Below are 25,351 nucleotides of genomic sequence, written 5' to 3'. Positions count from 1 at the left end.
GATGCGTCCGATGTCTGGCCGCAAAGATAGGCAACACTGTTGTGTTCGACGATCCGGCCCATACTTTGGCCAGTTTCGATCCGGGTAGTAGTCATGTTTCGAGTGATTCCTGTTAGTGATTTTTGTGGTGGATTGGGTGAAGCTAGGATAGGTTGTCTAGCAACTCGTTTTGGTACCCAAAGAGCGCAGGCAACCCACCCGTGTGCACCATGACAACTTTCTGGCCGGGTTGGATTTTTCCTGCGTTTACCAAGTGCAACAATCCAGCGAAGGTTTTCGCCGTATAGACAGGATCAAGGAATATTCCTTCCGTGCGAGCCATCTTGTCCAATGCAGCCCGCGTGCCTCCACTGAGTTTCCCGTAGCCGGGAGGCAGCGCTTCATCCATGACGTTAAGCCTGTCCTGCAACGGCGCCGCGTCGATATCCAACAAATCCGCCAGTTTCTGCAGAACGGTTTTCATTCGGACCATTTGCTTTTCGCTTTCCCGGCGTACGCAAACGCCAAACACAGAAGCGGCGTTTTCTTCCAAGGCTACTCCAGTCAACAAGCCTCCATGTGTGGCTCCACTACCTGAGGGTACGACAACCGCATCGACATCAGGCATCTGCTGACACAATTCTTGACCAGCGACGACGTAGCCCAAAGCACCCAAAGGCGGATGGTTTAATCCCAGATGAATGACATAAGGTTTGCGCCCTTGCGCCTTCAACTCGTCGGCACACGCGTGCAACGCAGCATCTGCTCCGGCTTCGTCCTCGCCCTCAGGGTAGGTCATGTGTTCGGCACCCAGAATTTGTGCCAACAACACATTCCCAGAACTGTAATACGCCTCGCCCATATCGGACACACGCTCTTCCAGTTGCAGAACGGATTGCATGCCCAGTTTTGCTGCGGCGGCTGCAGCAGACCGAACAAAGTTTGACTGAACTGCGCCGGTGATCAGAATAGTATCCGCACCTTTCTGAAGGGCATCACCGAAATAAAACTCAAGCTGCCGTGTTTTGTTTCCGCCAAACCCAAGCCCGGTTAGATCATCGCGTTTCAGCCAGAGGTCGATGCCCAATTCCGACGACAACCTGTCCAGCCGCTCCAATGGGGTCGGGCCTGACATGAATTGGGCACGAGGAAATCTTTCCAGTTTGTTGTCTTGTGTCATCGTTTGCCTTTCGAGTTTACGCGATCGCAAATGCGCGATGAAACAGAACGCCGCAAGCTATCAGAGAAACCACGCGGATAGCCGTTGTAACCAAAGTTTGAGGCAAATGGGGCCCAACTGCACGACCAAAAAAGCTGCCGATCAACGTGAGCGCCACGAAGCCCCATAGCTGCGGGCCATAACCGAAGGCTTGAACCTCGGACAGGCTGTGCAACAGGAATGCGATGCCGTATGCCACCAGCGCAATGGGTTGAACCAGCTTGGCAACCTCTTTGGCTGGGCGGCCTTTTGCAATCAATCCGAAAACCATTAGCGGGCCGGGCGTCGCTGCCCAAACAGTCGCCAACCCGGACAAGCCGGAAACGGTCGAAAACCCTGCTGTTCCAATTGAGCGGCGCAGGGGCAGCAAGGTCGTTACAAACCCGATCAGCAACAGGCTGGCTGTTAGGGCAAGGACAAAAGCCTCGCTCAGCCAGGGGTAAACGACAAGGCCCGCGACCACTCCCATGAGGCATCCGATGATTGCCGTGCGAATGGTTTGTCGGTTGGCCTTAAGCACCTGTCGGTCTGTCGCCACCGCTGAAACGACCGTATTCAAAGCCAGCAACATTGGAACAGCCGTTGATGTACCAAGCAGGATCATCATCGGTGGTCCGGCAAGGATGCTAAACCCGATGCCGACGCCGACTTGCAGCATTGCGCCAAGGCCGATGGCAACCATCAGGATGGCTAGGTCAACGGACACTTAAATCCTCCAAGTCCCGCGCTGTACTGCTGTTACTTTAGGTCCAAGGCATCATACCAACATAGGATTTGCGCGTCGCAACGGTATGCGCCATCTGCGCCAGAGTCGTCAAATCGAAGACGGGAATCTGCAACTTGTCTTGAAGGTGCGCTGCATAGGGCGGCAGATCGGTACATTCCAAAACAAGTGACCGTATGTCCGGCGCTTTGCCTTTAAGTCGCCGCGCCGCCTCAAGGACTTCTGCCTCAATGAGATCGGTGTCCATGCGGGTGCGCGTGTTTTGTAGGATCACCTCAGCGAATTCGCTGGTGTCCTCTAGGCCTTGTACCGCGACGGGAATGCCCGCAGCGCCGACACCTTCGAAATGCTTCGGCGTCAGGGCAGATGCATCCGCGGTCAACACGCCCACCGGCGCATTCGCCCCGGTCATGTGAAAGGCCAAAGGCACTTGTATCAAGCTGGATGCAAAGACGGGAACGGAAACAGCCGCGGCCAGTTCCTTTTGAAACAAAGCCAAAAATCCACAGCTTCCCGTGATTGCCCGAACGCCCTCGGCTTCAAGCCGTTGCGCACCCTTTATAAAGGGTACCAGTAGATCGGGCGTCGGGTTGTTTAGCAGGGTCGGTACGGTGATGCCGTCGATCATTTCGTAAAGAACGGGAAACGGAAGGCCGGACGGATTCTTGATGTGCCCGGGCGGTTTGGGGAAATAGCTTTCAAGGCACAAAACCCCTATCGAAGCCCCGCAGATGTTTTGGCCACCTTCGAAAATTGGCATGGTGCTCAGGTCCTTTCGAATAGGGGATTTAGAAACGGGCCAGCGAGAATGGGTCCAGGTTGATATTCGGGCTACGTCCCGAAACCAAATCCGCCACAAGCTCTCCGGTCTTTGGCGCCATCATCAGCCCGTAATGAGAATGGCCAAACGCGGCAAAAAGCCCGTCCTTTCCGGTCAGTGGCCCAATCGCTGGCAGGCTATCGGGAAAAGAGGGGCGCCGGCCCATCCAGAACTTTGCCTCGCTAGTATTGAGGTCCGGCACCAAAGATTTTGCCTGATCGGTCAGTATGTTTTCTTTTCGCGGATCGGCTGGGGCATCGACACTGCCAAACTCGGCCGTACCGGCAACCCTCAGACCGCCCTGCATTGAACTTGCGACAACCTTTGCGTCCACATCCATGACCGAGTTGTTCAGCACAGCAGAGGGTGCCGGGAATTCAACGTGGTAACCCCGCTCGGCCACTAATGGCACAGGTATGCCAAGGGGTTTGAGAAGGTCGGCAGACCAAACTCCGGCCGCAAGGACAATATTGCGCGCGTGCAACGTGTCATGTGACGTGGCAAGCTTCCAAATGCCGTCTTCGGTGGAGCTCAGCTTGGTGACTTCGGACAGCACAAACTCGGCCCCTTGCGCACGTGCTTTTTCGGCCAATACAGCGCCCAATCGCCCGGGAGACGTTGCGCGAGCCTGACCTTTGATCACAATCGCTGCCTTGAGGTCTTTTGACAGCGCGGGTTCCAGGCGCCGCAATTCAGCGCCGTCGACACGCTCCAATTCACCGCCTTTTTCCTGGCGGATAAGGTAGCCAAGATCATCAAGATTGGCTTGTTCAGGGTTGCGGAATGCGTGGATATAATAACTGTCCACGATCAGCGCTTCGTGACCCGTGCCTTGCAGGTGCCGGCGGTACAGATCAATGGACGGACGACACAAAACCTCCATCGAATCTGAGATTTCGCGAACCGTCTTTTCGCCGGACTTCCCAAGAAAACGTAGCCCCCACGGGATCATCTTCGGCCAGAAGGACGCCCGCACCGAAAGTGCGCTTTTCGGGTCCAACAGCATCTGAGGCAGCTTTTTCCAAATGCCCGGAACGGCCTGCGGAATAATCGACCAGGGCGATACAACCCCAGCATTGCCGAACGAGGTTTCCTGCCCGGGGTCGCTCCGGTCGATTAGACGGACCGGTATGCCCCGTTCCTGCAGCGACAGCGCGCAACAAATGCCGACGATCCCTGCGCCGATGATGGTCACTTGCTCTGTCATCGTATCAGGCCGGTGAATGGCTGCGATTGCGCGCGATCAGTTGGCTGACAATGACTGGCGAGGCGACTGCAAGCGCGATCAGGTCAGCTGTCAGGCTCGGCGCAACAAAGATCACCCCCGCGATGGCCATCAGCATACGCGACGCAATGTTCAGCGGTTTCAGCCAGTATCCGACCACAGCTGCGGACAGGGCGATGACCCCGGCGATACAACTCGTGGCGGTGTAGGTGAACTCCCACAGGTTGAACCCGGTTGAGGACACGAACAATAGGACAGGCGCATAAACGAAGGCCATTGGCGCGATCACCTTGCCCAACCCAAGGGTAAAGGCAGAGAGACCAGTTCGGAACGGGTTGGAGTTCGCAATGGCCGCCGCCGCATAGGCCGAAGTGCAAACGGGCGGCGTGATCTCGGACACAACACCGTAGTAGAGTACGAACAGGTGGCTTGCGATCGGCGGGACGCCCAGCTGCGCCAGCGCAGGCTGTGCGACTGAGACCAGCATAATGTAAAGCGCAGTGGTGGGGATGCCCGCGCCCATCAGGATGCAAACAATGGCAATGAAGACCAGCGAGATGAACAGTTGCAGGTCTTCCATCGCAAACAGCTGCCAGCTGCCAAACGAGATCATATTGTACAGGTCAGCGGCCAGATTGCCTGCGCCTTGAGTGACCAAGAACCCGATACGGAAGCCAATGCCGGTTGTGTTGATAACACCGACGACAATGCCGACGGCGGCAGCAGCGGCGCCCACGGCCAGCGAGTATTTCACTCCCAACTCAACCGCTTGCAGCATCTCGGGTACTTCGATGCGTTTCTGGGGGTTCAACGTGGCGATTACCGACAAGGCACAAAGGATCGTCGTCATCGTCAGATCGAACCCGCCATCCGAGAATTTCCACAGCACGAAGGCCAGGAACGCCGCGGCATAGACCAGCGTGGGCGGTTGTTTGATGCGCGACATGCCTGCGATCACTGCCAGAGAAATGCCGCAGAAGGCGGACATGAACGGCGTATATCCTGTGAACAGCACGACCAGTAGACCGATCAGAGGTACAATGTTGGCCCAACCTTCGGCCCAGACGGCCTTGAGTTGCGGCAGTTGCTCTTTCGCCAAACCTTGCAGGTTCAGCTTGCGTGCCATCAGGTGCACTACGGCAAAGACGCCGACATAGTGAAGGATCGCGGGGAAGATCGCGGCGATGACGATGGTGGTGTAAGGCACCTCAAGGAACTCGGCCATGATGAAGGCCGCTGCCCCCATGATCGGCGGCGTGATTTGCCCTCCGGCTGACGATGCGGCTTCGACGCCGCCCGCAAAATGGCCGGGGTACCCAAGGCGCTTCATGTTGGGAATGGTCAGCGCGCCGGTCGAAACGGTGTTGGCCACCGAAGAGCCCGAGATCGTGCCGAAGAACGCCGAGGATACCACCGACACTTTTGCCGGCCCGCCGGTATAGCGGCCCGCCAAAATGGTTGCGTTGTCGATGAAGAGTTGCCCCAATCCGGTGCGCTGCGCGATCACGCCGAACAGGACGAAATGGAACACGATGGTCGAGACGACCCAGAGGGTGACGCCATAGATGCCTTCCTGCGGGAAATACATCGACGACACGAATGTTTTGAAGTTCACACCTGGATGCTGCAGCAAGCCGGGAAAGTACGGACCCAACAGGGCGTATGAGATAAACACACAAATGATCATTGGCAGCACCCAACCCAGCGTGCGGCGTGCGATGTCCAGAACCAGCAGGATGATGATTACGCCCAAAACAACGTCATAAGTGTTCGGGTTGCCCATTCGGAACGTCTGTTCTTCGATCCCCAGAAAGGGAACGCCACGCCATGCGACCCCAACATACAGCGCTGCGGTGATCCCCAGCGCCATAAAGACCAAGTCGTACAGAGGAATGTTGCCGATACGGAACCGGCTGACCTTGAGCGCATAGAGGTTTTTGGAGCCGACAATCGGAATTGTCGCGTAGACCAGAATGAACAGCAGCGCCAGATAGATACCCATGTGCCAGTGGTCAGCGGGCAGGCCAAAACCGGCTGTGAAGAATTCGTAGAACGCAAGGATCAGGGCAACGACGCGCAGTACCTTGCCTGCGGTGGGCGTGACCTGCCGGACGGCGGCGCCTTCGTCGAACTGTTCTTCGATGGCGGCCAGTTCCTCGGCCGTCAGTTCGTGGTCATCAAGTTTCTGGGTCTCGGACATGATGGCCCCCCGATTTCGCATAATTCCAGAGTGCGGTGCCCCGCGCAGGGGCACCGACGACAATTGTCAGTAAGCTACGATTACTGAAGCAGACCGGCTTCTTTATAGAATTTCTCGGCCCCAGGATGCAGAGGCACACCCAGCGCCTCGACACCATCCAGCGCCGTATCGGGCGTGATCTGCTTGCCTTTGGCGTGACCATTGTCCAACAGCTTGCGGGTATTGTCGTTCCACAGCGCCTTGGTCAGGCCGTAGACCAGTTCGTCGGACAATTCCGAAGACACTACCAACATCGCGCTGACCGCCGGGGTTTTGGTTTCACCGTCGATACCTTCATAGACGCCACCCGGGATGGCCGAGGGGATGTATGCCGGAATGATCTCGTTGATCTTCGCCATGTCCTCGTCGCTGAAGGAATGCAGGTTCATGCCCTTGGTTGACGACAGCTGCACCATCGCGGCAACAGGCCAGCCTGCAGCGTAGAAATAGGCATCTAGCTGTCCGTCTGCCAGACGCTCGGCGCTTTGGCTGTTGTTCAGCTCGGCCTCATCCATGTTGTCACGGTTGACGCCCCAAGCATCCAGCATCTGCAGCACGGCAACCTGTGTACCGGAACCGGCTTGCGCGATGCCGACGCGCTTGCCTTCAAGATCGCTCAGATCGTTGATTGTCTCACCGGCAGGCAGTACCAAATGCAGGTCTTCGGGGAACAGGTTGGCTACGATGCGAAGATTGGGATGAGGTTTACCTTCGAACTTGCCCTCACCCAGATACATCGAGCGGGTGACGTCGGCTGCGGCCAGACCGGCCTCAAGCTCTCCGTTCTGAACGGCGGCGTTGTTGAACACCGACGCGGTGGTGGATTGAGCGATAGCAATCAGCCCCGGTACGCCGCACTGGCCGCCTTCTTCGCAAGGGCGCGAACCTGGAGGGGCGGAGATTCCGTTTGCGATGGTGCCGCCGATAGGGAAGTAAGTTCCGCCTGCGCCGCCAGTGCCGATGCGGAAAAAAGTTGGGTCCTGTGCCAACGCAGGGGCGGCAAGTGCGCCTGCCAGTGCCAGTCCCGTCAAATATTTCACAAATTTCATCGTCATCTCCCTTGCTGGATCGTCGGATTCGGTTTGGCCGAATTTCGATCCTGCAAGCGTAGTAGCAATTTTCATAAATACAAATTTGTTATATTTCATAAAACTAAGGTTTAGCTTATATATTGACCATGAACCTTATGCAGTTGACCGTTTTTCGTGAGGTGATGGAGACCGGCTCTATCTCTCAAACAGCCAAAAAACTGAACCGCACCCAGCCTGCGATCAGTCTGGCCTTGAAGAACCTTGAAAAGACCCTTGGCCTGACACTGTTCGAGCGTAAGGGACGGCGATTGGTCCCGGTTCCCGAAGCGCACTACCTTTTGGCCGAAACAACAGGTATTCTGGACCGCCTCGCGACGATTTCCAGTACAATGGAAGGGTTAATTAAAGGGCATTCCGGCAGCCTGAATATCGCTACAATGCCGGGCCCATCCGCTTTCTTGTTCCCGCGTTTCATCAGCCAATCTGTCGGCGAAAACCCCGAGATACGTATCACATTGTCGACACGCAGTTCGCCTCAGATTATTGAGCTTGCAGGCACGCAGAATATTGATTTCGGCTTTGCAGACTTCGATCATTCAACCGGGAAAAAGCCTCAATATTCAACAGAACTGATCCGGGCAGATTGTTTTTGTGCCGTTGATCGTGACAGCCCGCTTGCTTCAAGCAGAACCGTATCCATTTCCGATCTCGACGGAGCGCCTATGGGGGGATTGCATGCCACGCACCCGTTCCAGCGCAAAATTCGACAAGAGTTTCAAGATGTTTCGGCTGACTACAACCCAACAGTGACCTGTCAGTACTTTCTACCCCTGATACCCTTTGTGAGCTCAGGTCAGTGTTATTCAATCGTGGATCCTTTGACCGTAGCGACTGAACGAGAACTAAATCTGTCCAACGGAAAAGTTGCGTTCGTGCCCTTCGAAAAGCCGCTCAGATATGAATATGCGCTCCTTGAGCCCGATCACCGACCACCATCTCAACTGGCTTTAAAGATCAAAGCGGGCTGGAAAGCCGAAGTTTTAAAGATGTTGGCAGGTGTGAACGCCAACCCTCATGCAATTGGGATAGATGAAACAGGAAGCGAGCAAAGCTGAATAGCATTGTTGTACAAACAGAAAACTGATCGGAGGGAATGCCGACTTGGATCGACTCGCGACAAGTATACGAATGTTAGCTATGGGGCCGGAACCTCAAGTTTCTTGGACGGGACTTAAGGTTTGCCTTGTCCACAAAGCAGAAGTTCAGAGCGGAATTAAGTATGTCCGGATCGCGCTTATGTCTGAGACTTCAATTGCGTTCGGCAACGGTGGTTGCGCCCTCCCGCAACAATAATTTATAAATGAATACAATATCTACGCAATGGCTTCGGGCGCTGTTTCTATTTACGCCAAACCGACTGGAAGCACTTTCGAAGCAATGCGAGCGGAAAGTCACTGCAGCAACGTCGCAACAATAGCAGCGTCGTTGATGTGTTAGAGGATTACAAAAATGGGCGAGGACTGTTTGGCCCTCATCCATGTAGAGTCGTTCTGTTTTCGAATTCCCGCGCGGCGCTTGCAAACCCCGCAAAGGCAAACCTCAGGCTGCAGTGTAAGTGCTGGTGTTTCCGTTGCGACGCGCATCGACCCATTCCAATAGGTCGCGGCGGCGGTAGCGGACAGATTGACCCCACTTTAGAAATTGGGACCAAACCCCGTGACGCGCCATTTTTTGATCCGGCAGCGCGGTAGTCAGCAGCGCCACCGTCCCACATAGCTTTTTTATGTTGGGACTGCTCGGCGGATCACATCCAGAAACAAACCGCCTCTTTTACCGGCACGCCTGCGGATACGGTGCAGGCAAGGCCACGGCCAGGAGATTCGGACGCCCAACATGTTCGGAATTTGCCGTTTCCGAAGCTCTCAAAATCCAGGCTGTGAACGTTGGTTATGTTACATCGGGCCGACTAACCCGTTCGGCCAGTGCGCCTTCAAGCACTAGTTGTGCTTCCGGCACAAACACCATACACCGCACATCCTTTGACATTTGATCCAAGTTCTTGTTGGTTTCATTAATCCGGGATTGGCTTCGCAATGACCGGCCTGCCAGAACCGGACAGAAGTGGAGGGCCCGTTGCCGATGCTCACATTAAAGTCATGGCTCGAATCTCTGAAGTTGGAAAAGTACCTCGACGTGATGGAAGCCAATTCCATTGATTTAGACGTCATCGGAGAGCTTTCTGAGCAGGATTTCGCAAGCCTTGGCATCGCGCTTGGCGATAGCAAACGACTTCTCAAAGCGATGAGGGAGCTGCCGGAGGAAAGGGTAGACCCCGACGTTTCCGGTCTTCAGGAAGCCGCCTCCACCTTCGAACTCGCGACAGAACAGCGGCGCAGGTCCATCGGCGAGTTGCGTCAGATGACGATCATGTTCGTTGATTTGGTCAACTCGACAGGGCTCGTGCAGGAGCTGGGGATCGAGCAGTATCGAGACTCGCTCAAGGCCTTTCAGAACCTCTGTGTCGAAGCGATCAAAGAGAATTTCGGCTATGTCGCTCAATTCGTCGGTGACGGGGTGGTTGCCTACTTCGGTCACCCGGTAGCTAACGAAGATGATGCAGAACGCGCCGTGCTCACAGCACTTGCAATCATCGAAAAAGTGAGCGTGATCCCTGTTCCCCCGCTCGAAAAACTGTCCGTGCGCATTGGCATAGCGACCGGCGATGTTCTGCTCGAAGACATTATGCACGGCACACAACAGGTCGACAGTTTCGTGCTGGGGGATATCCCCAACCTCGCCGCCCGCTTGCAGGCGCTGGCCGATCCTGGGCAAATTGCCATATCCGGGCGAACGCGGCGGCTTTTGGGGTACAACTTCCGCTGCACTTCGATCGGCAAACGCCAACTGAAAGGATTTTCGAGCCCTGTAAGTGTCTGGCTAGTTGAAGAATCTCGAAAGACGGAGTTACGCTTCGAAAAGCGGATACACGGCGCGCTAACCCCCCTGATCGGACGTGAAGGCGAATTCAACTTGCTGCGCAGACGCTGGAACGCCGCCTGCCGTGGCGAAGGACAGGCAATATTTCTCTCTGGTGAGGCGGGGCTCGGAAAGTCGCGTCTAGCAGAGGAAATACAGCAAACGCTCGTTCTCCCCATGGGCCAGAGGCTCAGCTTCCAGTGCTCACCTTACCATGAAAACAGCTCGTTCTTTCCAATAAAGTCACATATCATTAATGCTGTCGGCCTTAAGGAAAACGACACTCTCAAAGAGCGTGAATCCAAACTGAAAACGTTTCTGGAAGAGCGCGGCAACGCCTCCGACGAAGTGACCTCACTGTTTTCCAACCTGCTTTCTTTCGGTGCGCCGGAGCAACGCCCGCCTGTGGCGCCCGAAGAGATTAAAACGCGCACTTTTGAGATCCTGCAAAACTACGTCGAACGCGCCTCGCTCAAAAAACCTGTCTTTATCCTCTTCGAAGACCTACAATGGATCGATCCCTCTTCCGAAGAGTTGCTCAACAACCTGCTGGAGCGAATCGGCAATCTGCGGGTCATGGTACTGGGCACCTACCGCCCTGAATACACACCAAGGTGGTCGAACCTGCCCAAGGTCACCACATTGTCGTTGCCCAGTTTGGGCACGCGCGAAACAGCGCAGCTACTCGAAGCACTGATGAGCGACGGAATGGCACTGAACGGGCTTATGGAAACCATCATCACCCGCTCGGAAGGCGTACCGCTCTTTGTTGAGGAAATGGTGAGTATGCTGGCCCGCTCCGCGGGTTCAATCCGGCCGGACGGCCATTTGAAACAAGAAACACTATTCCCGTCGAACTTGAAGGACCTGCTCCGGGTCCGGCTTGACCATCTGAGCGTCGCACCGGACACGATTTCGATTTGTGCCGCTCTGGGACAGGGCTTTACGAGTGATCTCGTCGCCGCCGTTGCTGGGCGACCGGTCGATGAAATCCTGTCAGAGCTTCAAAACCTCGCACGCGCACAGACCATGGTGGAGAAATTTGAAGGAGGCGAAAGCAGTTTTTCTTTCCGCCATGCCCTGATCAGCGATGTCGCCTACGAGGCGATCTTACCACAACAGGCAAGGAGTCTTCACCTCCGCATTGCCGAAACCATGGTAGCGCGTTTTGCGAACCTTTGCGCACGTCAACCCGAAATTCTGGCGCTGCACTACAAAAAGGCGGAACAATTCGACGCTGCGCGGGATCGGTGGCACGAAGCTGCCAAGCTGAGCCTGCGCAACTATGCCAGCAACGAAGCAATTGCCCAGATGAGCGCCGCGATCGAGGCGCACAACAGGCTTGAGGACAACGAAACGTCCGACCAGATCGAGATCAAATTGCGCCAGTCTCTCGCCGTCGCCCTGGAAATGCGCAGCTGGGGCTCGCCCGACATCACAAGAAATCTGGAAAAGCTGATCGCGCTTAACGAGAAAAGTGGCGATCACGAAGTGACTTTTACCAACCTCCACCAACTCATAGGCGAACACTTGATCGGCGGCCGCCCCGATGCCGCCTGGCCGTATTGCGAACAAATGACTGACATGCTGGCCGATGACCCCAATGCCGCTTTGCACACCTTAAGCGAACACAATAGCGGCTTGGCTTCGCTGCTCAGAGGCAAATTCGACCAGGCGATTTCTCATCTGGACCGTGCACTGGAACATCGCGCCCAATGCGAATTGAGCGACATCAATCGCTTCTATCCAGCGGATACGGAAATTGTCGATATGGTGATGCGGTGCTGGGCACGCGCTCTACAAGACCCCGAAGGAGACGAAGTACTCTCGGAACTGGAGCAGGCGATTGCCAAAACCCGTGCCGAACGCAGCGAATTCTCCCGCTGCTATGCGTTGAGCATAATCGCGACCATTTACTGCACCTACGGTGAGCCCGCACCCTGTCTAGAATTTGCCAAGGAAGCGTACGAAACCAGCAAAAGAAAGAAGTTCAAGTATTGGCAACATTGGTCCGCCGTGCTTGTTGGATGGGCCGAGACCAGATGCGGCGTAGCATCGGGCGTCAAGACGCTACGGGACGGGCTTGAACAATATGTAGAGACAGGCTCGGGCCAAATCGTTGCCTTCTCACACAGCCTACTTGCGGATGCCTTGCTCCATCAGGGCGATCCGGAGGAAGCCGCCGTGGAAATTTCCAAAGCTCGTGAGATTCTTGCGGGCTCCTCTCTCAGGTTCCACGAACGACTGACAGAAACAATCGAAAAGAAGATTAAGGCCCATTCCGCCGTTTGACCATGCAGCATCCTGCAACCCGAAATCCCGTTCACAGTCCCCATCTTCCGGCAATCTGGGGGGATCTTTAGATTTTTTGAACTGAACGTGCTACGGTGCCGACGTTACTCGAATTATTGTTGTCGGAGTAAATTATTAATAAATCCAGTTTAAATTTGTTGCTGTTAACTTGCATTGCCGCTCTTGTTGCCGGTTGTTCCTATGTAGTGGAAGACGAGAAGGGATCATCATTCAACACGATCAATCTGCCCGACCAGGAGGTGCGCGCGGGCGTAGTATCTCGCGGCAAGAATCTGGGAGCCACTTCCAAACCAGTGGAAGAGTTCACGGATGCGGATTTCAAAGCGCTCCTGGGTGAGCTCAGCCAGCCCCCTTGCGACCCCCAGCAAGAGATTTGCCCAGCCCGGAACCAGGGATCGCTTGTCGGTGATTACGGCGGGTTTTCCGGGATCGCAACCGAACCGGTTGTCAGGGTTGCGAATAACAGAAACCTGTTCGGCACAAGGAAAGTGTCGGTTAAAGGGCAGATATTGGACAAATGTCTGCATGATCCCACGTTAAATGGGTATTATTATTCGGTAGGCGCAGATGGGCCGCCTTCGAAGCCAAGCGGCGACCTTCGTCTCTGTGTCCTGATGCGAACTGCAGTCTCGCGCGCTGGAAGACTGACTCCAGCAGTCCGTTACCAGTACTTCCACGTTGAGGCTAAGAACGCCGGATGGGAAGAAAAAAATCTGAGGACGAGAAAAAAGGCGTATTTCATGAAGCTTTTGATGCGACAGAACTTAAGGTCAGCGCCGCTATGGCGGAGCCGTTTGAATACAAACTTTATGCAGCGAAACAGGACATCAAAATCGTTAACTATTGGGAAGCGAATTGGGAGTTTGGCAAGGGTCGCGCGAAATGGAAAAAGTTCGATCGAGACAGGATTCCGCCAGGTAAACTGGATCGTATCCCCCTGATCTTCGCGAAAAACGAAACCGCCTGTATCGACATGATGTTCTCGAAGGAAAAGGGTGTGCCAATGACGCTGGACCCCGGCGACGCAGCAGGTGTTCATTATTGCCTCGGTCGTTGTTCGGAACCGCCCATTGTAAACACGCGCTGAAAGAATGGCGATTTTGGCGGCCCAGTCGTGGGCTGCGTGTCTCAGCCAGCGTCGTTTTTTCTATTTCGCGAACGTTGACGGTCGCACTTTTAGACTAGCCGGCATGAACTTCCACGTCGAAGGCTCTACCGGCGATATCCCGCAGAAAACGGGATACAAATACGCATGTGAAAGGTCCTACGCTGGGATGCCGCGGCGCCTTTCCCGTGTGGATGCCCTTCATCTTACTCTGAAATGTACGCAGCCAAGAGGTGTCTTTGAACCCATGCCGGACTTCGAGAAACTGGGAGTTGGTTTAGGAGATCTGCGGGTGATCATCCTGATCGAAGGAAAGAACGCGAAAACATAAAGATGCGCGTCGGTGTCGACCGTTCACACTTTCGTCCGAGAAATCGTGTCGAGCGCTGCTTTAACAGGCTCAAAAACGCTCGACGTGTTGCGACCCGCTACCACAAGACCGCAGAGAGCTTCCTGGGATTCACAGACATAGACTCCAGCCGACTTTGGCTTCGCCGTTGTTAACATGAAATAGTCGCAAATTCTCTTAACTAACGGCGAAGGTCGCGATCACCACCGTAGGTCACAAATGCAATGCGCCACTTGCTACGCTCGCATTGGCGCATCTCGAATTTATCGATGCCTCAAATTCGGCGTGCGAGATGAATTGACTTATCGCGTCGCATCCAATCCGGGTGGAACGCCTTTGCAATAGCCTCCGGCACAGAACACACCTGCGTTTGGCAGCGACGCCGGTACGGAAATGTCAAAACCATTAACCTTATCCACGAACCAGATGTCGATGCAGGCATTCCCTACAATCAGGTATGCAGGGCTGTTGGGTAGCAGCGCCGCGCCGTCAATCTGCAAAAGTACAAGCTGAATACCCGTTCCTCTTGCAATAAACCGCTGTTGATACGAACCGCCATTGGGCGGTGGGTTTGAAAAGCCGCCTGCTTCTTCAACTTTCAGGCTTTGGCCATTCACATTGAATACCCACCGCACATTGATTGGGATGCCCTCTATGTCGTTCGTATGTAGATTACGACATAGGACAAACTTGGTGGTTCTTATGTCGAATTGGCCACGACCAAGGCCATTGTTCGCGTCTTGATCAAAAGCGTATTGGACGGCAGTCATGGAACTACGACCCAAAATAGCCGTTTTGTAGATTTCCCATTTGTTATTTGGATTGTTCACATCAGGTGGGACAGGCGGAAGCGCCTTGCACTTTTCTGCACCGATGTCAGAAACAGATAGCATTTCTATCGCTGCCGCGGCTTGCACTCCACCGCCGTGCAGTTCTTCATCTTCAAAAAACCCTAGTGAGTCACCAAGGGCTTCCAATCCAGGGTTGCCGCTTTGTCTCAGGGAGTTAATGAAAGCATCTTCGTTCAATGATCTGTAACTATCCTCCTCTGAAGCATTTATCGCAAGTGCAGACTTGGAACTCAGGCCCAGTTCGCTTATTTGGTTGGAAAGCTCTTTTAGGTCAAAAAACTTCTTTATGTGGTTACCTTCAGCGTCTTTTTCCTCGGACAGATAGCTGTAGAAAACATTTGGCACAGTCACGATGTCGTTGTCCTGACCGCGAACATCCGTCGCAATTGACAATGAAACCAATAAACAAATCGGAGTTCCGTAGCGAGCCTTGCTAATAAAGGCGGCACATAGACTACTGATCATAAAACCCTCCCGGAAAAACGTAGCAACAAAAAAGCAAAGACTTAAAAACAACAGCTATCAGCTGTGTGCGCTTGGACGGCAAAACGTTAACGCAATGAGCTAACCACTATATCTGCGTAAGGATAGCACAATTCAGCATTCGCTGCACTGGGTTTGTAGCAGTGCGAAGTACAGTTGCCCTTGGGCATTTTGTTTTCGCGGGAAGCCTCATTCTTTGCGACGAGACCAAGGAAACGGCCAAACACTGCATCAGACATAAAAATATCGGTCATTTATTCGGCAACAGCGCGAACCTCAGCCTCGACCCGTGCCGCTAGGCCGAGAACTATGATTTTGGGCTAGAGCATGCGCGGAGGACTGAGCTTTCGAAATTTCTTGGTCTCGCGCGCCAAACAAATGCGCATAGCTCGGCGCATGGTGTGCTTCATCAAGTGACAGAAGCGGTCACATCACCGACAGGAGCACGATTACTCTGTAAGCGTCTAAAAGCGCCCATCCTCGTTGTTCGAAGAATTGTTTGGGTTCAGCGGCATCACAGCCGCCCAAGCAAGATGAGCGTAGACCGCCGCTTCTGCTACGGATTCAATCGCTCCCATGTCTTTATTGTATGTGACCTTAAAACCCCGAAAAATTTCGCGTTTCCCGCCGTTCCATCCTTTCGTTCTGGAGTTGGGAACGCTGGCAATGATGACCCTCCCAGGTCGTCCCCCATGCAAGACTACCCTTGCAGGCTCTAATTCAAGATAGTCGCTCAGAATCTTGTCGAAGAGATCCCGGACTTTTTTTGTGCCTCTAACATGGCGTTGCCAGACACTTTTTTGACTGTTGGTAAAGCTCTATCGCTTCTATAAATGGGTTGTTAGCTTCCGCGCCATTATTTTGTGCTCGCACTTCGAACGCTGAAATGCAAAAAAACAAACGCAATAGAACCGAACGCAATAGAAGTAGTGAACACTTGAATGCGTGACGAGTTGTGTATGTTGGTTTCGCGCCTATACGTGACATTTCAATTGCGTTTGGCAACGGTAGTTGCGCCCTCTCGCAAACAATACTCTCGCTTGGAATCCAAATGCTTAGACGCACAAAACGCGGGGCTTTTTGCTTTGCGCCATTCTCGCTGGAAACAATTTGGAAGCAACACGAGCGTAAACGGTGTGTGGCGAGCCCAATAAATAATTAGCCACGTGGTTCACAATTGGGTTTGATCCAAAACTGGTCGATAAAGTGAAAGCCACGCCCCACCAGTGATTTGCCCCCTTTCGTGCGTTTCCCAGTCAGCGTGAGGACTGTCGCGTTCGGAGTGTAGCTGGTGGAAGCTTCAACCTAAACTCGAAAAATGTGAGCACGCAAAACAGCGTGCTTTTTGGTGCTGCCGCATGTGAATTGGTCAACAGTCTGATTAAGCGGTCGCTTGGTTTTTAGGTCTCACTCCTTTTTTGTTACATTCTCATCAAACGCGACCTTGAAGGCGGCCTGTATGTCGGGGCTGGCTTCGGTCTGGTAGTTGGCTTTCCATTCATCCATGGTCATGCCGTAGAAGATCTGACGGGCTTCGTCTTTGCCCATCTCGAAGCCTTTGTCGTTGGCCGCTTCCTGATACCAGCGTGACAGGCAGTTGCGGCAGAACCCTGCCAGATTCATCATGTCGATATTCTGAACGTCCGTGCGATCTTCCATCAAGTGCTTTTGCAGCCGACGGAATGCTGCGGCTTGAAGTTCGATTTCGGTTTGCTTGTCCATGGTCTGGCTCCGAAGAAGTGGATGCGGTCTGTGTCCGAATTAACGCTCTGAAGAGGGCGTTTCAACTGACTCTGCGTTAGGCCAGTTTCAAGGCCAGCCACGGAATGACGCAGAAAATCAGCGTGAGGATTTTGTAGTTGGCCAAATACCGAAAATAGGCACGCTTCACATCAGGCCGTTCCATTTGGAACATTCTGGCATGAACCCCTGCAATCCAGTCCTGTAGCAGCACAATCATAGCGATTGTGAACAGCAAAACAGCGATGTTCAGTATCGCCATCCAGCCAAAAAACTTGTCAGCAACTCTTGTGTCATGGTCGCCTCCTTCCCAGTCTCCAAAGTGGGGGTTGAAGGTGCAACTCACAATAACGTGCGATCAAAGGCCGCTGTCAGATAGTGCATCCTGTAGGATTACGGCGAGCCTTTCGGCCCAGGCCCGTTGCCCTGCGTGATCCGCGATCAGATCATTGCGCAGCTCGATCAATGCATTTGGTCGGCCGTGCGAGGTGCAGTGCGTGTCGATGGCATCGCCGGGCAGAACGCCGGTATAGGGCTCATTCACGCCGACGCACAGATCGTCTTCGGCCATCAGGCGGTTGATCAGAGGGCGTGAGAAGCGCTCATCCGGGGTGTGCAGAACGCCTACATGCCAAGGGCGTGGTTCCCGACCGCGGAGTTGGCGGGTGAAAGAGTGCATCGACACAATCACCGCATGGGGCAGGGCGGCCAGCCGCCCAAGCGCGTCGTGATAAGGACGGTAGCACATGTCCAAACGCCGCTCACGCTCGGCCGCATCAGCGTGGCGATTGCCGGGAATGATCGAACCGTCATAGAGCTTCATCAGCAGGGTCGGGTCGTCCTCACCCCGGTTCGGATCAATCACAAGGCGTGAGAAATTGGCTGCGATGACCGGCGCGTTCAGGATTTCGCCCAGATGTTTCGAGACCTCGTAGGCGCCGACATCATAGGCGATGTGGCGTTCCATATCTTCGCGCGGCAATCCCAGATCCCCGCCGTTGATTTCGGGGGGGACGGTGTTGGTCGCATGATCGCAGGTGATCAGCCATCGGGACGGGCGATCCTCGCCATGGATAAAAAACGGAGTGTATGTCATGTGCCTGTCATCAAGTTTGCGGCAGGTGTATGGCAGTTGCTTCCAAAAGGGAATTGCGCAATAACCACCCACATACTGTTTGCGGTAACATTGCCGCGTCACCGTGGGATTGAGGAGAGCGAAACCAGTGCGACGCCTTAGAAATGTAAAAATCGTGGCGACGCTGGGACCGGCGTCCAATGACTATGACACCATCCGGGCCTTGCATGAGGCCGGGGCCGACGTCTTTCGCCTGAACATGAGCCATGGCAGCCATGACGAGATCCGTGAACGGCATCGAATTATTCGTCAGGTGGAAAAGGATCTGGACAGCCCGATCGCGATTCTGGCCGATCTTCAAGGCCCGAAGCTGCGTGTTGGGGTTTTTGCCAATGATGCGGAAGAACTGGTAGAGGGCGCGGCGTTCCGGCTGGATCTCGACCCCGAGGCCGGAGACATCAACCGTGTCTGCCTACCGCACCCCGAGATTTTTGCGGCGCTGGAACCCGGTGCGCGGTTGCTGGTCAATGACGGTAAGATCCGTCTGACCGTGCAGGATTGCGGTCAGGATTTCGCCAATTGTACTGTCGAAGTCGGAGGGACGATTTCGAACCGCAAGGGTGTGAACGTGCCTGATGTGCTGCTGCCACTGGCAGCCTTGTCAGCCAAGGATCGCGACGATCTGGAGTTTGTGTGCCAACTGGGCGTGGATTGGCTGGCGCTCAGCTTTGTGCAGCGGGCCAAGGACGTGTTCGAGGCGCGTGCGCTGGCGGATGGACGGGCGTCAATCCTGTCGAAGATCGAAAAGCCCGCAGCGGTAGAGGCGTTTGACGATATCCTCGACGCATCAGACGGGATCATGGTGGCGCGGGGCGATCTGGGGGTTGAGTTGCCGGTTTCGGCGGTGCCTCCCATCCAGAAACGTCTGGTTCGCAAGTGCCGTGGTGCGGCCAAGCCGGTCATCGTCGCGACCCAGATGCTGGAGAGCATGATCGAAAGCCCGATGCCAACCCGCGCCGAGGTCTCGGACGTTGCAACCGCGATTTACGAAGGCACGGATGCCATCATGCTCAGCGCGGAATCTGCGGCCGGTTCTTACCCGATCGAGGCCGTGCAGACCATGAATAAGGTCGCTATCGAGGTCGAAGCCGACCCGACCTACACGCAGATCATCGCCGCCTCGCGTACTGCCAAAGGGTCGACCATCGCGGACGGTATCGTGGCAGCCGCGCGGGAGATCGCGGAAAAGACCGACATCAAAGCGATCTGCTGTTTCACCCAAAGCGGCACCACAGCACTGTTGACTGCACGCGAACGTCCCGGCGTGCCGATCATCGCCATGACGCCAGCGACCGGAACCGCCCGCCGCCTGTGCCTGAGCTGGGGCTGCCACTGCGTGATGACGCCCGAGCTTGAGCGGTTCAAAGGGGCCGTGGTCAATGCAGCCCGCGCCGCGCGCGCAGGGGGCTTCGCCGCCGAGAGCGACCAGATCGTTGTCACCGCAGGGGTTCCGTTCAATGTCCCCGGAACCACCAATATTCTGCGTATTGCCCCTTGTGATGAGCGGCTGATCTACAACACCGATCCGGGCTGAGTCCGCCCGGATTTCAGGAAGGATCATATTGAGAATTCTCAAGTCGCCTATTTTTTAGGCGGCTTTTCTTTTTTGTTTTCAAGGGGAAGATGCCCGTAAGGTTGTATTCAGCAAAAATACCTCTGTTTTTTGGTGATTTTGCCGGATACTGAACCTTAGGGCGATCATCTCAGATAGTTCCAGGTTCCGGTCGCCCTACCGGGGGCACGGGTCCCGGTCAAACCAGAAAAAAAATGGAGGAACGTCATGACAACAAAGATTGTCATTGGACTGGACGGGACAGAAACCGGAGAGCGCGCCATCGCCTTTGCCAAGGATTTGGCCGGGCGGATTGGCTCATGCGAAATGCTGGTTGTTTATGTCATCGAATGGTCCCCTTTCACTTTCCAAACACCGGAAGAAAACGCCCAACGGCACAAGCGGCGCGAGGAAGAGGTCGAACTGGCTACTTCGCGGATCATTGCCCCTACGGTTGAGGCGCTAAAGGCCGATGGGTTCGAAGCGCACGGCATCGTGCGCCATGGCGACGTGGCCGAGACGCTGAACGCGATCACGGTCGAAAACGGCGGCACTCAGATCATCGTCGGCCGCGCCTCGGCGGATGGGTTCAAGAAACGGCTGTTTGGAAGCTCGACTCAGAACTTGGTCATGCATGCCGACGTGCCTGTCACGGTCGTGAACTGAGCGGAGGGATTAGGATGAATATGCTTCAAAAACTGGGCCTTGGTGCGACCATGGCTCTGATGTCTGGCCCCGCTTTCGCGCAAGAGGCGCCCGGTCTGGACGAGAAGATCAATCAGGCTTTCGCGGATTTTACCGGCCCCTTCGTCAGCTTTATCTTCGCGCCGTTTCCGGGCACTGGATTCCCATGGATCGTGGGGTGGCTGGTCGTCGCGGCCACAGTGTTTTCGCTCTATTTTGCATTTGTGCAATTCCGATTCTTCGGACATTCGATCAGCTTGGTTAAAGGAGATTACTCCGACCCCAATGACGCGGGTGAGGTCAGCCATTTTCAGGCCCTTGCCACCGCGCTGTCGGGGACTGTTGGTCTTGGAAACATCGCCGGTGTGGCAGTTGCGATAGGGATCGGTGGACCGGGTGCTACATTCTGGATGATCGTCGCAGGCTTGCTGGGCATGGCGTCAAAATTCACCGAATGTACGTTGGGTGTTAAGTACCGCAACGAATATGAAGACGGCACCGTTTCGGGCGGCCCGATGTATTACATGTCTAAGGGCTTTGCCGAGCTGGGTTTGCCGGGCGGCAAGATCTTGGCGGTGCTGTTTTCGATCTTCTGTATCCTTGGCGCATTGGGCGGGGGCAACATGTTCCAGGCCAATCAGGCGCACCAGCAGATTGCCGGGATTGTCGGAGACTATCCGGGCTGGATCACAGGTCTGGTCTTTGCGGGCATCGTCTTTGCGGTGATCGTGGGTGGCCTGAAATCCATTGCGCGCGTGACCGAAAAGGTCGTGCCGTTTATGGGTGTCATGTACGTGCTGGCGGCGCTGGTCATCATCCTGATGCATGCCGACCAGATCGGCTGGGCTTTCGGTCAGATCTTCGCAGGTGCCTTCACCGGCCTCGGCGTTGCTGGCGGTATGGTCGGAGCGCTGATCCAGGGCTTCCGTCGTGCGGCATTCTCGAACGAAGCGGGTGTGGGTTCCGCGGCGATTGCGCACTCGGCCGTGCGGACCAAAGAACCGATCACCGAGGGCTTCGTCTCGCTGCTTGAGCCGTTCATCGACACGGTTGTGATCTGTACAATGACTGCACTGGTGATCATCATCACCCAGCAGCTGATCGTTGATCCGGCAACCGGCAACTACATGCTGAACGAAGCGGGTAACGCGATTGCTACGGTCGATGGCAATACCGGCGTCAGCCTGACCTCGGCGGCGTTTGGCAGCGCGTTCAGCTGGTTCCCGTTCATTCTGGCAATTGCCGTGGTCCTGTTTGCCTTCTCTACGATGATCAGCTGGTCCTACTATGGCCTCAAGGCATGGACCTATCTGTTCGGCGAAGGCCATACCAAAGAGTTGGTCTTCAAGATCATCTTCTGCATCTTCGTTGTCATTGGTGCGGCGGCCAACCTTGGCCCGGTCATCGACTTCTCGGATGCGGCGATCTTTGCGATGGCGGTTGTGAACGTCTTTGCGCTCTACTTCTTGATGAAAGTGGTGCGTCAGGAGCTAGCGTCCTACTCCGAACGTCTGAAGAGCGGCGAAATCCGCAAATTCAGCCACTAAACACTTCACCGGGGCGGCCCTGTGCCGCCCCGGTGCCAAGGCCGCTGCGAAAAGCGCAGATTCTGGGCCAAACCCCCTTGCCAGTATGACCGAACTTGCGTAAACGGCGCATCTGATCGCGTGACCGGCCGAGATGGCATGCCGAGTCGCGTTTAGTACCGAACCCTGAAAGGAGACGGAAATGCCTAAGATGAAGACCAAGTCGAGCGCCAAGAAGCGCTTCAAGGTGACTGCGACCGGTAAGGTCCTTGCTGGCCAGGCCGGCAAACGGCACGGCATGATCAAGCGGACCAAGAAGTTCATCCGCGATGCCCGTGGCAACACCACCCTGTCCGCCCCCGACGCCAAGATTGTCAAGGGCTACATGCCCTACGACCGCTAAGAGGAGATTAAGAGATGTCCCGCGTTAAAGGTGGAACCGTAACTCACGCCCGTCACAAGAAGGTCATCAAGGCCGCCAAAGGTTACTATGGCCGCCGCAAGAGCACCTTCAAGGTTGCCCGTCAGGCCGTCGACAAGGCCAACCAGTATGCAACCCGCGACCGTAAGAACCGCAAACGCAACTTCCGCGCTCTGTGGATCCAGCGTATCAACGCTGCTGTCCGTTCGCATGACGAGGCTCTGACATATTCCCGCTTCATCAACGGCCTGAACCTGGCCGGTATCGAAGTGGACCGCAAAGTTCTGGCTGACCTGGCCGTACACGAACCGGAAGCGTTCGGTGCGATCGTCGCCAAAGCTCAGGCTGCTCTGGCTGCCTGATCTCTGAAAAGAGAGACAGTGAACAAAGGGCCGTCCTATTTGGGGCGGTCCTTTTTGTTTCTGATGTGCCTGTCCCTTAAAGGAGTCCCGTTCAGTCCTCGGCCGGAGGGACGGCGCGCTGATACAGGTGCCACGTGGTGTGACCAAGGATCGGTAGGATGAAGATCAGGCCCAAGAATGCCGGGATCAGCGAGAGCAGCATGGTTACCGAGATGATCGCGGCCCAACCCAGCATCACCACCGGGTTCTCGGTGACGACTCGGATCGAGGTCAGCATGGCTGATACGAAGTTGGTCTCTCGATCCAGAAGTAGCGGCATTGCGACAACGGTGACCGAAAACAGCACGGCCGACAGGCCCGCGCCGATACAGGTGCCAATGGCCAGAAAGGTCCAGCCCTCGGGCGTGAAGAAGACGGTGTTCAGAAATCCGTCAAAGTCCGAGAAGGACGCATTCTGCAGGATGATCGCCAACCAAAGGCGCACCTGATAGACCCATACCCAGAAAATGAACAGGGTGACAAAGGCCATCCAGCCCATCTCGCGTTTGCGTTGATTGGCCATCACCGTCAAGATATCGGACCATCCGAACTGTTCCCCGTTCTGCAATCGTCGCGACATCTCATAGAGCCCGGCAGCGGCAAAGGGCGCAACCAGTGGAAAGCCCACAATGGCCGGAATGATCATCCAGACCTTGCCGAGCCAGATCAGGCACCACACAAACACAAGGCCAAAAACGGCGTAGAATAGGCCGAAAAACCCGCTCATCACGGGCCGGGCCAGAAAGTCTGCCACGCCCGCCTTCAGCGAGTCCTTGATGTCCTGAGCGCTTACTGTGTTGACCTTGAGCGCTGCACCTTGCGGCGATGCCAAATCGCCCGACGGTTCCGTGTCTGAGGTTTTGGGTGTCATGATACACTCCTCTGAATGCAAGTCTGCGCTGGTTAAAACGCAAGAGCAAGAGGTGTGTCTGATCGTCTGGTTCGCAAAAGGTATGCGACCCTTAGGTCGGGAAACCGGCGCAGGAACGCCCGGTTTCCCGTTTTTTATTCTCTAGCCGAACACACGCTCCAGCGCGCTGTCGACCGCATCGGTGATCTGGTCGATATCATCCGCCGCCGCGATCAGAGCAGGCGAGAAGCACAGCGTGTTGTTGCGACCCGGCAGCGAGCGGTTGGTCGCGCCGATGATGACACCCTGCGCCATGCAGTCTGCCACAACGGCCTGTACCTTCTTTTCGTCCATCGGTTCACGTGTGGAGCGGTCTGCAACCAACTCTGCGCCCAGGAACAGGCCTTTGCCGCGCACATCGCCGATGACCTTATGCTTCTCCATCAGCGCTTGCAGGTTGCTCATCATGCGATCGCCCATGTCGACGCAGTTTTGCAGAAGGTTCTCATCCTCGATGATGCGCATATTCTCGATCGCAGCGGCCGGACCAGCGGTGCAGCCCCCGAAGGTCGAGATATCGCGGAAGTAGTTCATCGGATCCGCCGCATCGTCTTTGAACATGTCAAAGACCTCTTCGGTGGTGACCAGGCAGGCGATGGCCGCATAGCCCGAGGCAACGCCTTTGGCCATGGTGACAAAGTCAGGCTTCACGCCATACTGCTGGTAGCCGAACCAGGTACCTGTCCGACCGACGCCGCACACGACCTCATCAATATGCAGCAGCACGTCGTACTTCTTGCAGATCTCCTGTACGCGCTGCCAGTAGCCTTCGGGTGCTTCGATCACACCGCCACCCGCGGTCACCGGCTCAAGGCACAGCGCGCCAACGGTGTCTGGCCCTTCGCGCAGGATGACCTCTTCGATCTGGTCGGCAGCCCACTCGCCAAAGTTTTCCTCCGGCGCGCCGTTAAGTTCGTGCTTGCGGTATTCCATGCAATGGGGAACACGTACGAAATCCGGAGCAAACGGGCCGTATTGCGCGTTGCGCTCATCCTGACCACCCGCTGACATCGCCGCCAGAGTCGAGCCGTGATAGTCGCGATCGCGATACAGGATTTTGGTCTTTTTGCCGCCATGGCGCTTATGAGCGATCTGACGGATCATCTTGAAGGCTTTCTCGTTCGCCTCGGAGCCTGAGTTTGTGTAGTAAACGCGGCTCATGCCCGGCATCTTTTCGATCAGCTTCTCCGCAAAGATCGAACCGGGAATCGACCCTGCCGAATTCGCAAAATAACAGAGCTTCATCAGCTGGTCATAGACCGCCTTGCAGATGGATTCGCGGCCGTAGCCGACGTTCACCGTCCAGACGCCGCCAGAGACCGCATCCAGATGCTCTTTGCCTTTCTGGTCCCAGACACGCATGCCTTTACCTTCGACAATGATGCGGGGATCGTTTGTTTCAAAGGGTTTATGCTGGATCAGGTGGTGCCAGATATGGGCGCGGTCGGCCTCGACCACGTGGGAAAGATCGTTTTCGTTGAACGTGCCGTCCATGACATGTCCTTTCAGTCTGATGCGGTGTGCAGATTGTGGGATCGGTCCCACGATAGCAAGTAAATGCGATGGCCCAGATCACCGCGAATGGGGTCGCGAATATAGGGCCAGATGTCATCATAGCGTATCGCCAGAGCCCCGCCACTTGTCGTATTTCTACAAGATGGTCACAGC

The 25,351-nt window shown here is 55.3% G+C and carries 22 protein-coding genes and 1 pseudogene; 10 read left to right on the top strand and 13 right to left on the bottom strand.

The features are described 5' to 3' along the window. Window positions 1-142: 142 nt before the first annotated feature. From ACR0JF_RS19645 to ACR0JF_RS19620, 6 genes are all read right to left on the bottom strand, one after another. Window positions 143-1,159, bottom strand: a complete 1,017-nt coding sequence (locus ACR0JF_RS19645) for a D-cysteine desulfhydrase family protein (RefSeq protein WP_170663220.1) — start codon at window positions 1,157-1,159, stop codon at window positions 143-145. A 16-nt stretch (window positions 1,160-1,175) separates the two neighbouring features. Further along, the gene (locus ACR0JF_RS19640; RefSeq protein WP_170663222.1) at window positions 1,176-1,904 is read right to left on the bottom strand and encodes a TSUP family transporter; all 729 of its coding nucleotides are present in this window, start codon (window positions 1,902-1,904) and stop codon (window positions 1,176-1,178) included. A gap of 37 nt (window positions 1,905-1,941) precedes the next feature. Beyond that, a complete protein-coding gene (locus tag ACR0JF_RS19635; RefSeq protein WP_170663224.1) occupies window positions 1,942-2,682 on the bottom strand; it encodes an aspartate/glutamate racemase family protein in 741 nt (246 codons plus the stop codon). 28 nt (window positions 2,683-2,710) lie between these two features. After that, entirely contained in the window at window positions 2,711-3,949 is a 1,239-nt protein-coding gene (locus ACR0JF_RS19630; protein ID WP_170663226.1) for an FAD-dependent oxidoreductase, read from the bottom strand. Window positions 3,950-3,953: 4 nt separating this feature from the next. Further along, on the bottom strand, window positions 3,954-6,167 hold the full coding sequence (locus ACR0JF_RS19625) for a TRAP transporter fused permease subunit (RefSeq protein ID WP_170663228.1): 2,214 nt from the start codon (window positions 6,165-6,167) through the stop codon (window positions 3,954-3,956). Between the two features lie 80 nt (window positions 6,168-6,247). After that, the gene (locus ACR0JF_RS19620; protein ID WP_170663230.1) at window positions 6,248-7,255 is read right to left on the bottom strand and encodes a TAXI family TRAP transporter solute-binding subunit; all 1,008 of its coding nucleotides are present in this window, start codon (window positions 7,253-7,255) and stop codon (window positions 6,248-6,250) included. A 137-nt stretch (window positions 7,256-7,392) separates the two neighbouring features. On the opposite strand from ACR0JF_RS19620, the gene ACR0JF_RS19615 reads away from it, so the two are divergent. Together ACR0JF_RS19615 and ACR0JF_RS19610 are read left to right on the top strand one after the other, a co-directional pair. Further along, the gene (locus ACR0JF_RS19615; protein ID WP_480669695.1) at window positions 7,393-8,352 is read left to right on the top strand and encodes a LysR family transcriptional regulator; all 960 of its coding nucleotides are present in this window, start codon (window positions 7,393-7,395) and stop codon (window positions 8,350-8,352) included. A 1,024-nt stretch (window positions 8,353-9,376) separates the two neighbouring features. After that, window positions 9,377-12,505, top strand: coding sequence for an AAA family ATPase (locus ACR0JF_RS19610; RefSeq protein WP_480669700.1), 3,129 nt, complete (start codon window positions 9,377-9,379; stop codon window positions 12,503-12,505). Window positions 12,506-12,732: 227 nt separating this feature from the next. Here the strand turns inward: ACR0JF_RS19610 and ACR0JF_RS19605 are convergent, their stop codons facing one another. After that, on the bottom strand, window positions 12,733-13,053 hold the full coding sequence (locus ACR0JF_RS19605; RefSeq protein ID WP_170663236.1) for a hypothetical protein: 321 nt from the start codon (window positions 13,051-13,053) through the stop codon (window positions 12,733-12,735). A 170-nt stretch (window positions 13,054-13,223) separates the two neighbouring features. Between ACR0JF_RS19605 and ACR0JF_RS19600 the strand changes: the two genes are divergently transcribed. The 3 genes and pseudogenes from ACR0JF_RS19600 to ACR0JF_RS19590 form a co-directional block, all read left to right on the top strand. Continuing rightward, window positions 13,224-13,613 (top strand): hypothetical protein, encoded by a 390-nt coding sequence (locus ACR0JF_RS19600; RefSeq protein WP_170663238.1) that lies wholly within the window; start codon window positions 13,224-13,226, stop codon window positions 13,611-13,613. A gap of 4 nt (window positions 13,614-13,617) precedes the next feature. After that, on the top strand, window positions 13,618-13,962 hold the full coding sequence (locus ACR0JF_RS19595; RefSeq protein WP_170663240.1) for a hypothetical protein: 345 nt from the start codon (window positions 13,618-13,620) through the stop codon (window positions 13,960-13,962). 38 nt (window positions 13,963-14,000) lie between these two features. Beyond that, window positions 14,001-14,135 (top strand): annotated as a pseudogene (locus ACR0JF_RS19590) (IS5/IS1182 family transposase); the annotation flags it as partial. Between the two features lie 147 nt (window positions 14,136-14,282). Here the strand turns inward: ACR0JF_RS19590 and ACR0JF_RS19585 are convergent. From ACR0JF_RS19585 to ACR0JF_RS19570, 4 genes are all read right to left on the bottom strand, one after another. Then, on the bottom strand, window positions 14,283-15,296 hold the full coding sequence (locus tag ACR0JF_RS19585; protein WP_170663242.1) for a hypothetical protein: 1,014 nt from the start codon (window positions 15,294-15,296) through the stop codon (window positions 14,283-14,285). A 1,425-nt stretch (window positions 15,297-16,721) separates the two neighbouring features. Beyond that, the gene (locus tag ACR0JF_RS19580; RefSeq protein WP_170663244.1) at window positions 16,722-17,036 is read right to left on the bottom strand and encodes a DUF1244 domain-containing protein; all 315 of its coding nucleotides are present in this window, start codon (window positions 17,034-17,036) and stop codon (window positions 16,722-16,724) included. 76 nt (window positions 17,037-17,112) lie between these two features. After that, window positions 17,113-17,316, bottom strand: coding sequence for a DUF6868 family protein (locus ACR0JF_RS19575; RefSeq protein WP_170663246.1), 204 nt, complete (start codon window positions 17,314-17,316; stop codon window positions 17,113-17,115). A gap of 96 nt (window positions 17,317-17,412) precedes the next feature. Continuing rightward, on the bottom strand, window positions 17,413-18,150 hold the full coding sequence (locus tag ACR0JF_RS19570; RefSeq protein ID WP_170644419.1) for an N-formylglutamate amidohydrolase: 738 nt from the start codon (window positions 18,148-18,150) through the stop codon (window positions 17,413-17,415). A 127-nt stretch (window positions 18,151-18,277) separates the two neighbouring features. Between ACR0JF_RS19570 and pyk the strand changes: the two genes are divergently transcribed. The 5 genes from pyk to rplT all read left to right on the top strand — a co-directional run bounded on the left by pyk (window position 18,278) and on the right by rplT (window position 22,734). Beyond that, window positions 18,278-19,723, top strand: coding sequence for a pyruvate kinase (gene pyk / locus ACR0JF_RS19565; RefSeq protein ID WP_170475104.1), 1,446 nt, complete (start codon window positions 18,278-18,280; stop codon window positions 19,721-19,723). 246 nt (window positions 19,724-19,969) lie between these two features. Then, window positions 19,970-20,407 carry a universal stress protein gene (locus ACR0JF_RS19560; protein WP_170380993.1) on the top strand — a complete coding sequence of 146 codons (438 nt, stop codon included), beginning with the start codon at window positions 19,970-19,972 and terminating at the stop codon, window positions 20,405-20,407. Window positions 20,408-20,421: 14 nt separating this feature from the next. Continuing rightward, window positions 20,422-21,972, top strand: coding sequence for an alanine/glycine:cation symporter family protein (locus ACR0JF_RS19555; protein ID WP_170380992.1), 1,551 nt, complete (start codon window positions 20,422-20,424; stop codon window positions 21,970-21,972). Window positions 21,973-22,153: 181 nt separating this feature from the next. Next, the gene (gene rpmI / locus ACR0JF_RS19550; protein WP_010443552.1) at window positions 22,154-22,354 is read left to right on the top strand and encodes a 50S ribosomal protein L35; all 201 of its coding nucleotides are present in this window, start codon (window positions 22,154-22,156) and stop codon (window positions 22,352-22,354) included. A 14-nt stretch (window positions 22,355-22,368) separates the two neighbouring features. After that, a complete protein-coding gene (gene rplT, locus ACR0JF_RS19545) occupies window positions 22,369-22,734 on the top strand; it encodes a 50S ribosomal protein L20 (protein ID WP_008756009.1) in 366 nt (121 codons plus the stop codon). A gap of 91 nt (window positions 22,735-22,825) precedes the next feature. Here rplT and ACR0JF_RS19540 read toward each other — a convergent pair whose 3' ends face one another. Next, the gene (locus ACR0JF_RS19540) at window positions 22,826-23,644 is read right to left on the bottom strand and encodes a DUF2189 domain-containing protein (protein ID WP_170663248.1); all 819 of its coding nucleotides are present in this window, start codon (window positions 23,642-23,644) and stop codon (window positions 22,826-22,828) included. Between the two features lie 141 nt (window positions 23,645-23,785). Continuing rightward, window positions 23,786-25,177 carry an aminotransferase class III-fold pyridoxal phosphate-dependent enzyme gene (locus tag ACR0JF_RS19535; protein WP_170663250.1) on the bottom strand — a complete coding sequence of 464 codons (1,392 nt, stop codon included), beginning with the start codon at window positions 25,175-25,177 and terminating at the stop codon, window positions 23,786-23,788. Window positions 25,178-25,351 lie beyond the last annotated feature (174 nt).

Source organism: Ruegeria sp. BG11 (assembly GCF_056538565.1).
This window is presented reverse-complemented; position numbering and strand designations above follow the sequence as displayed.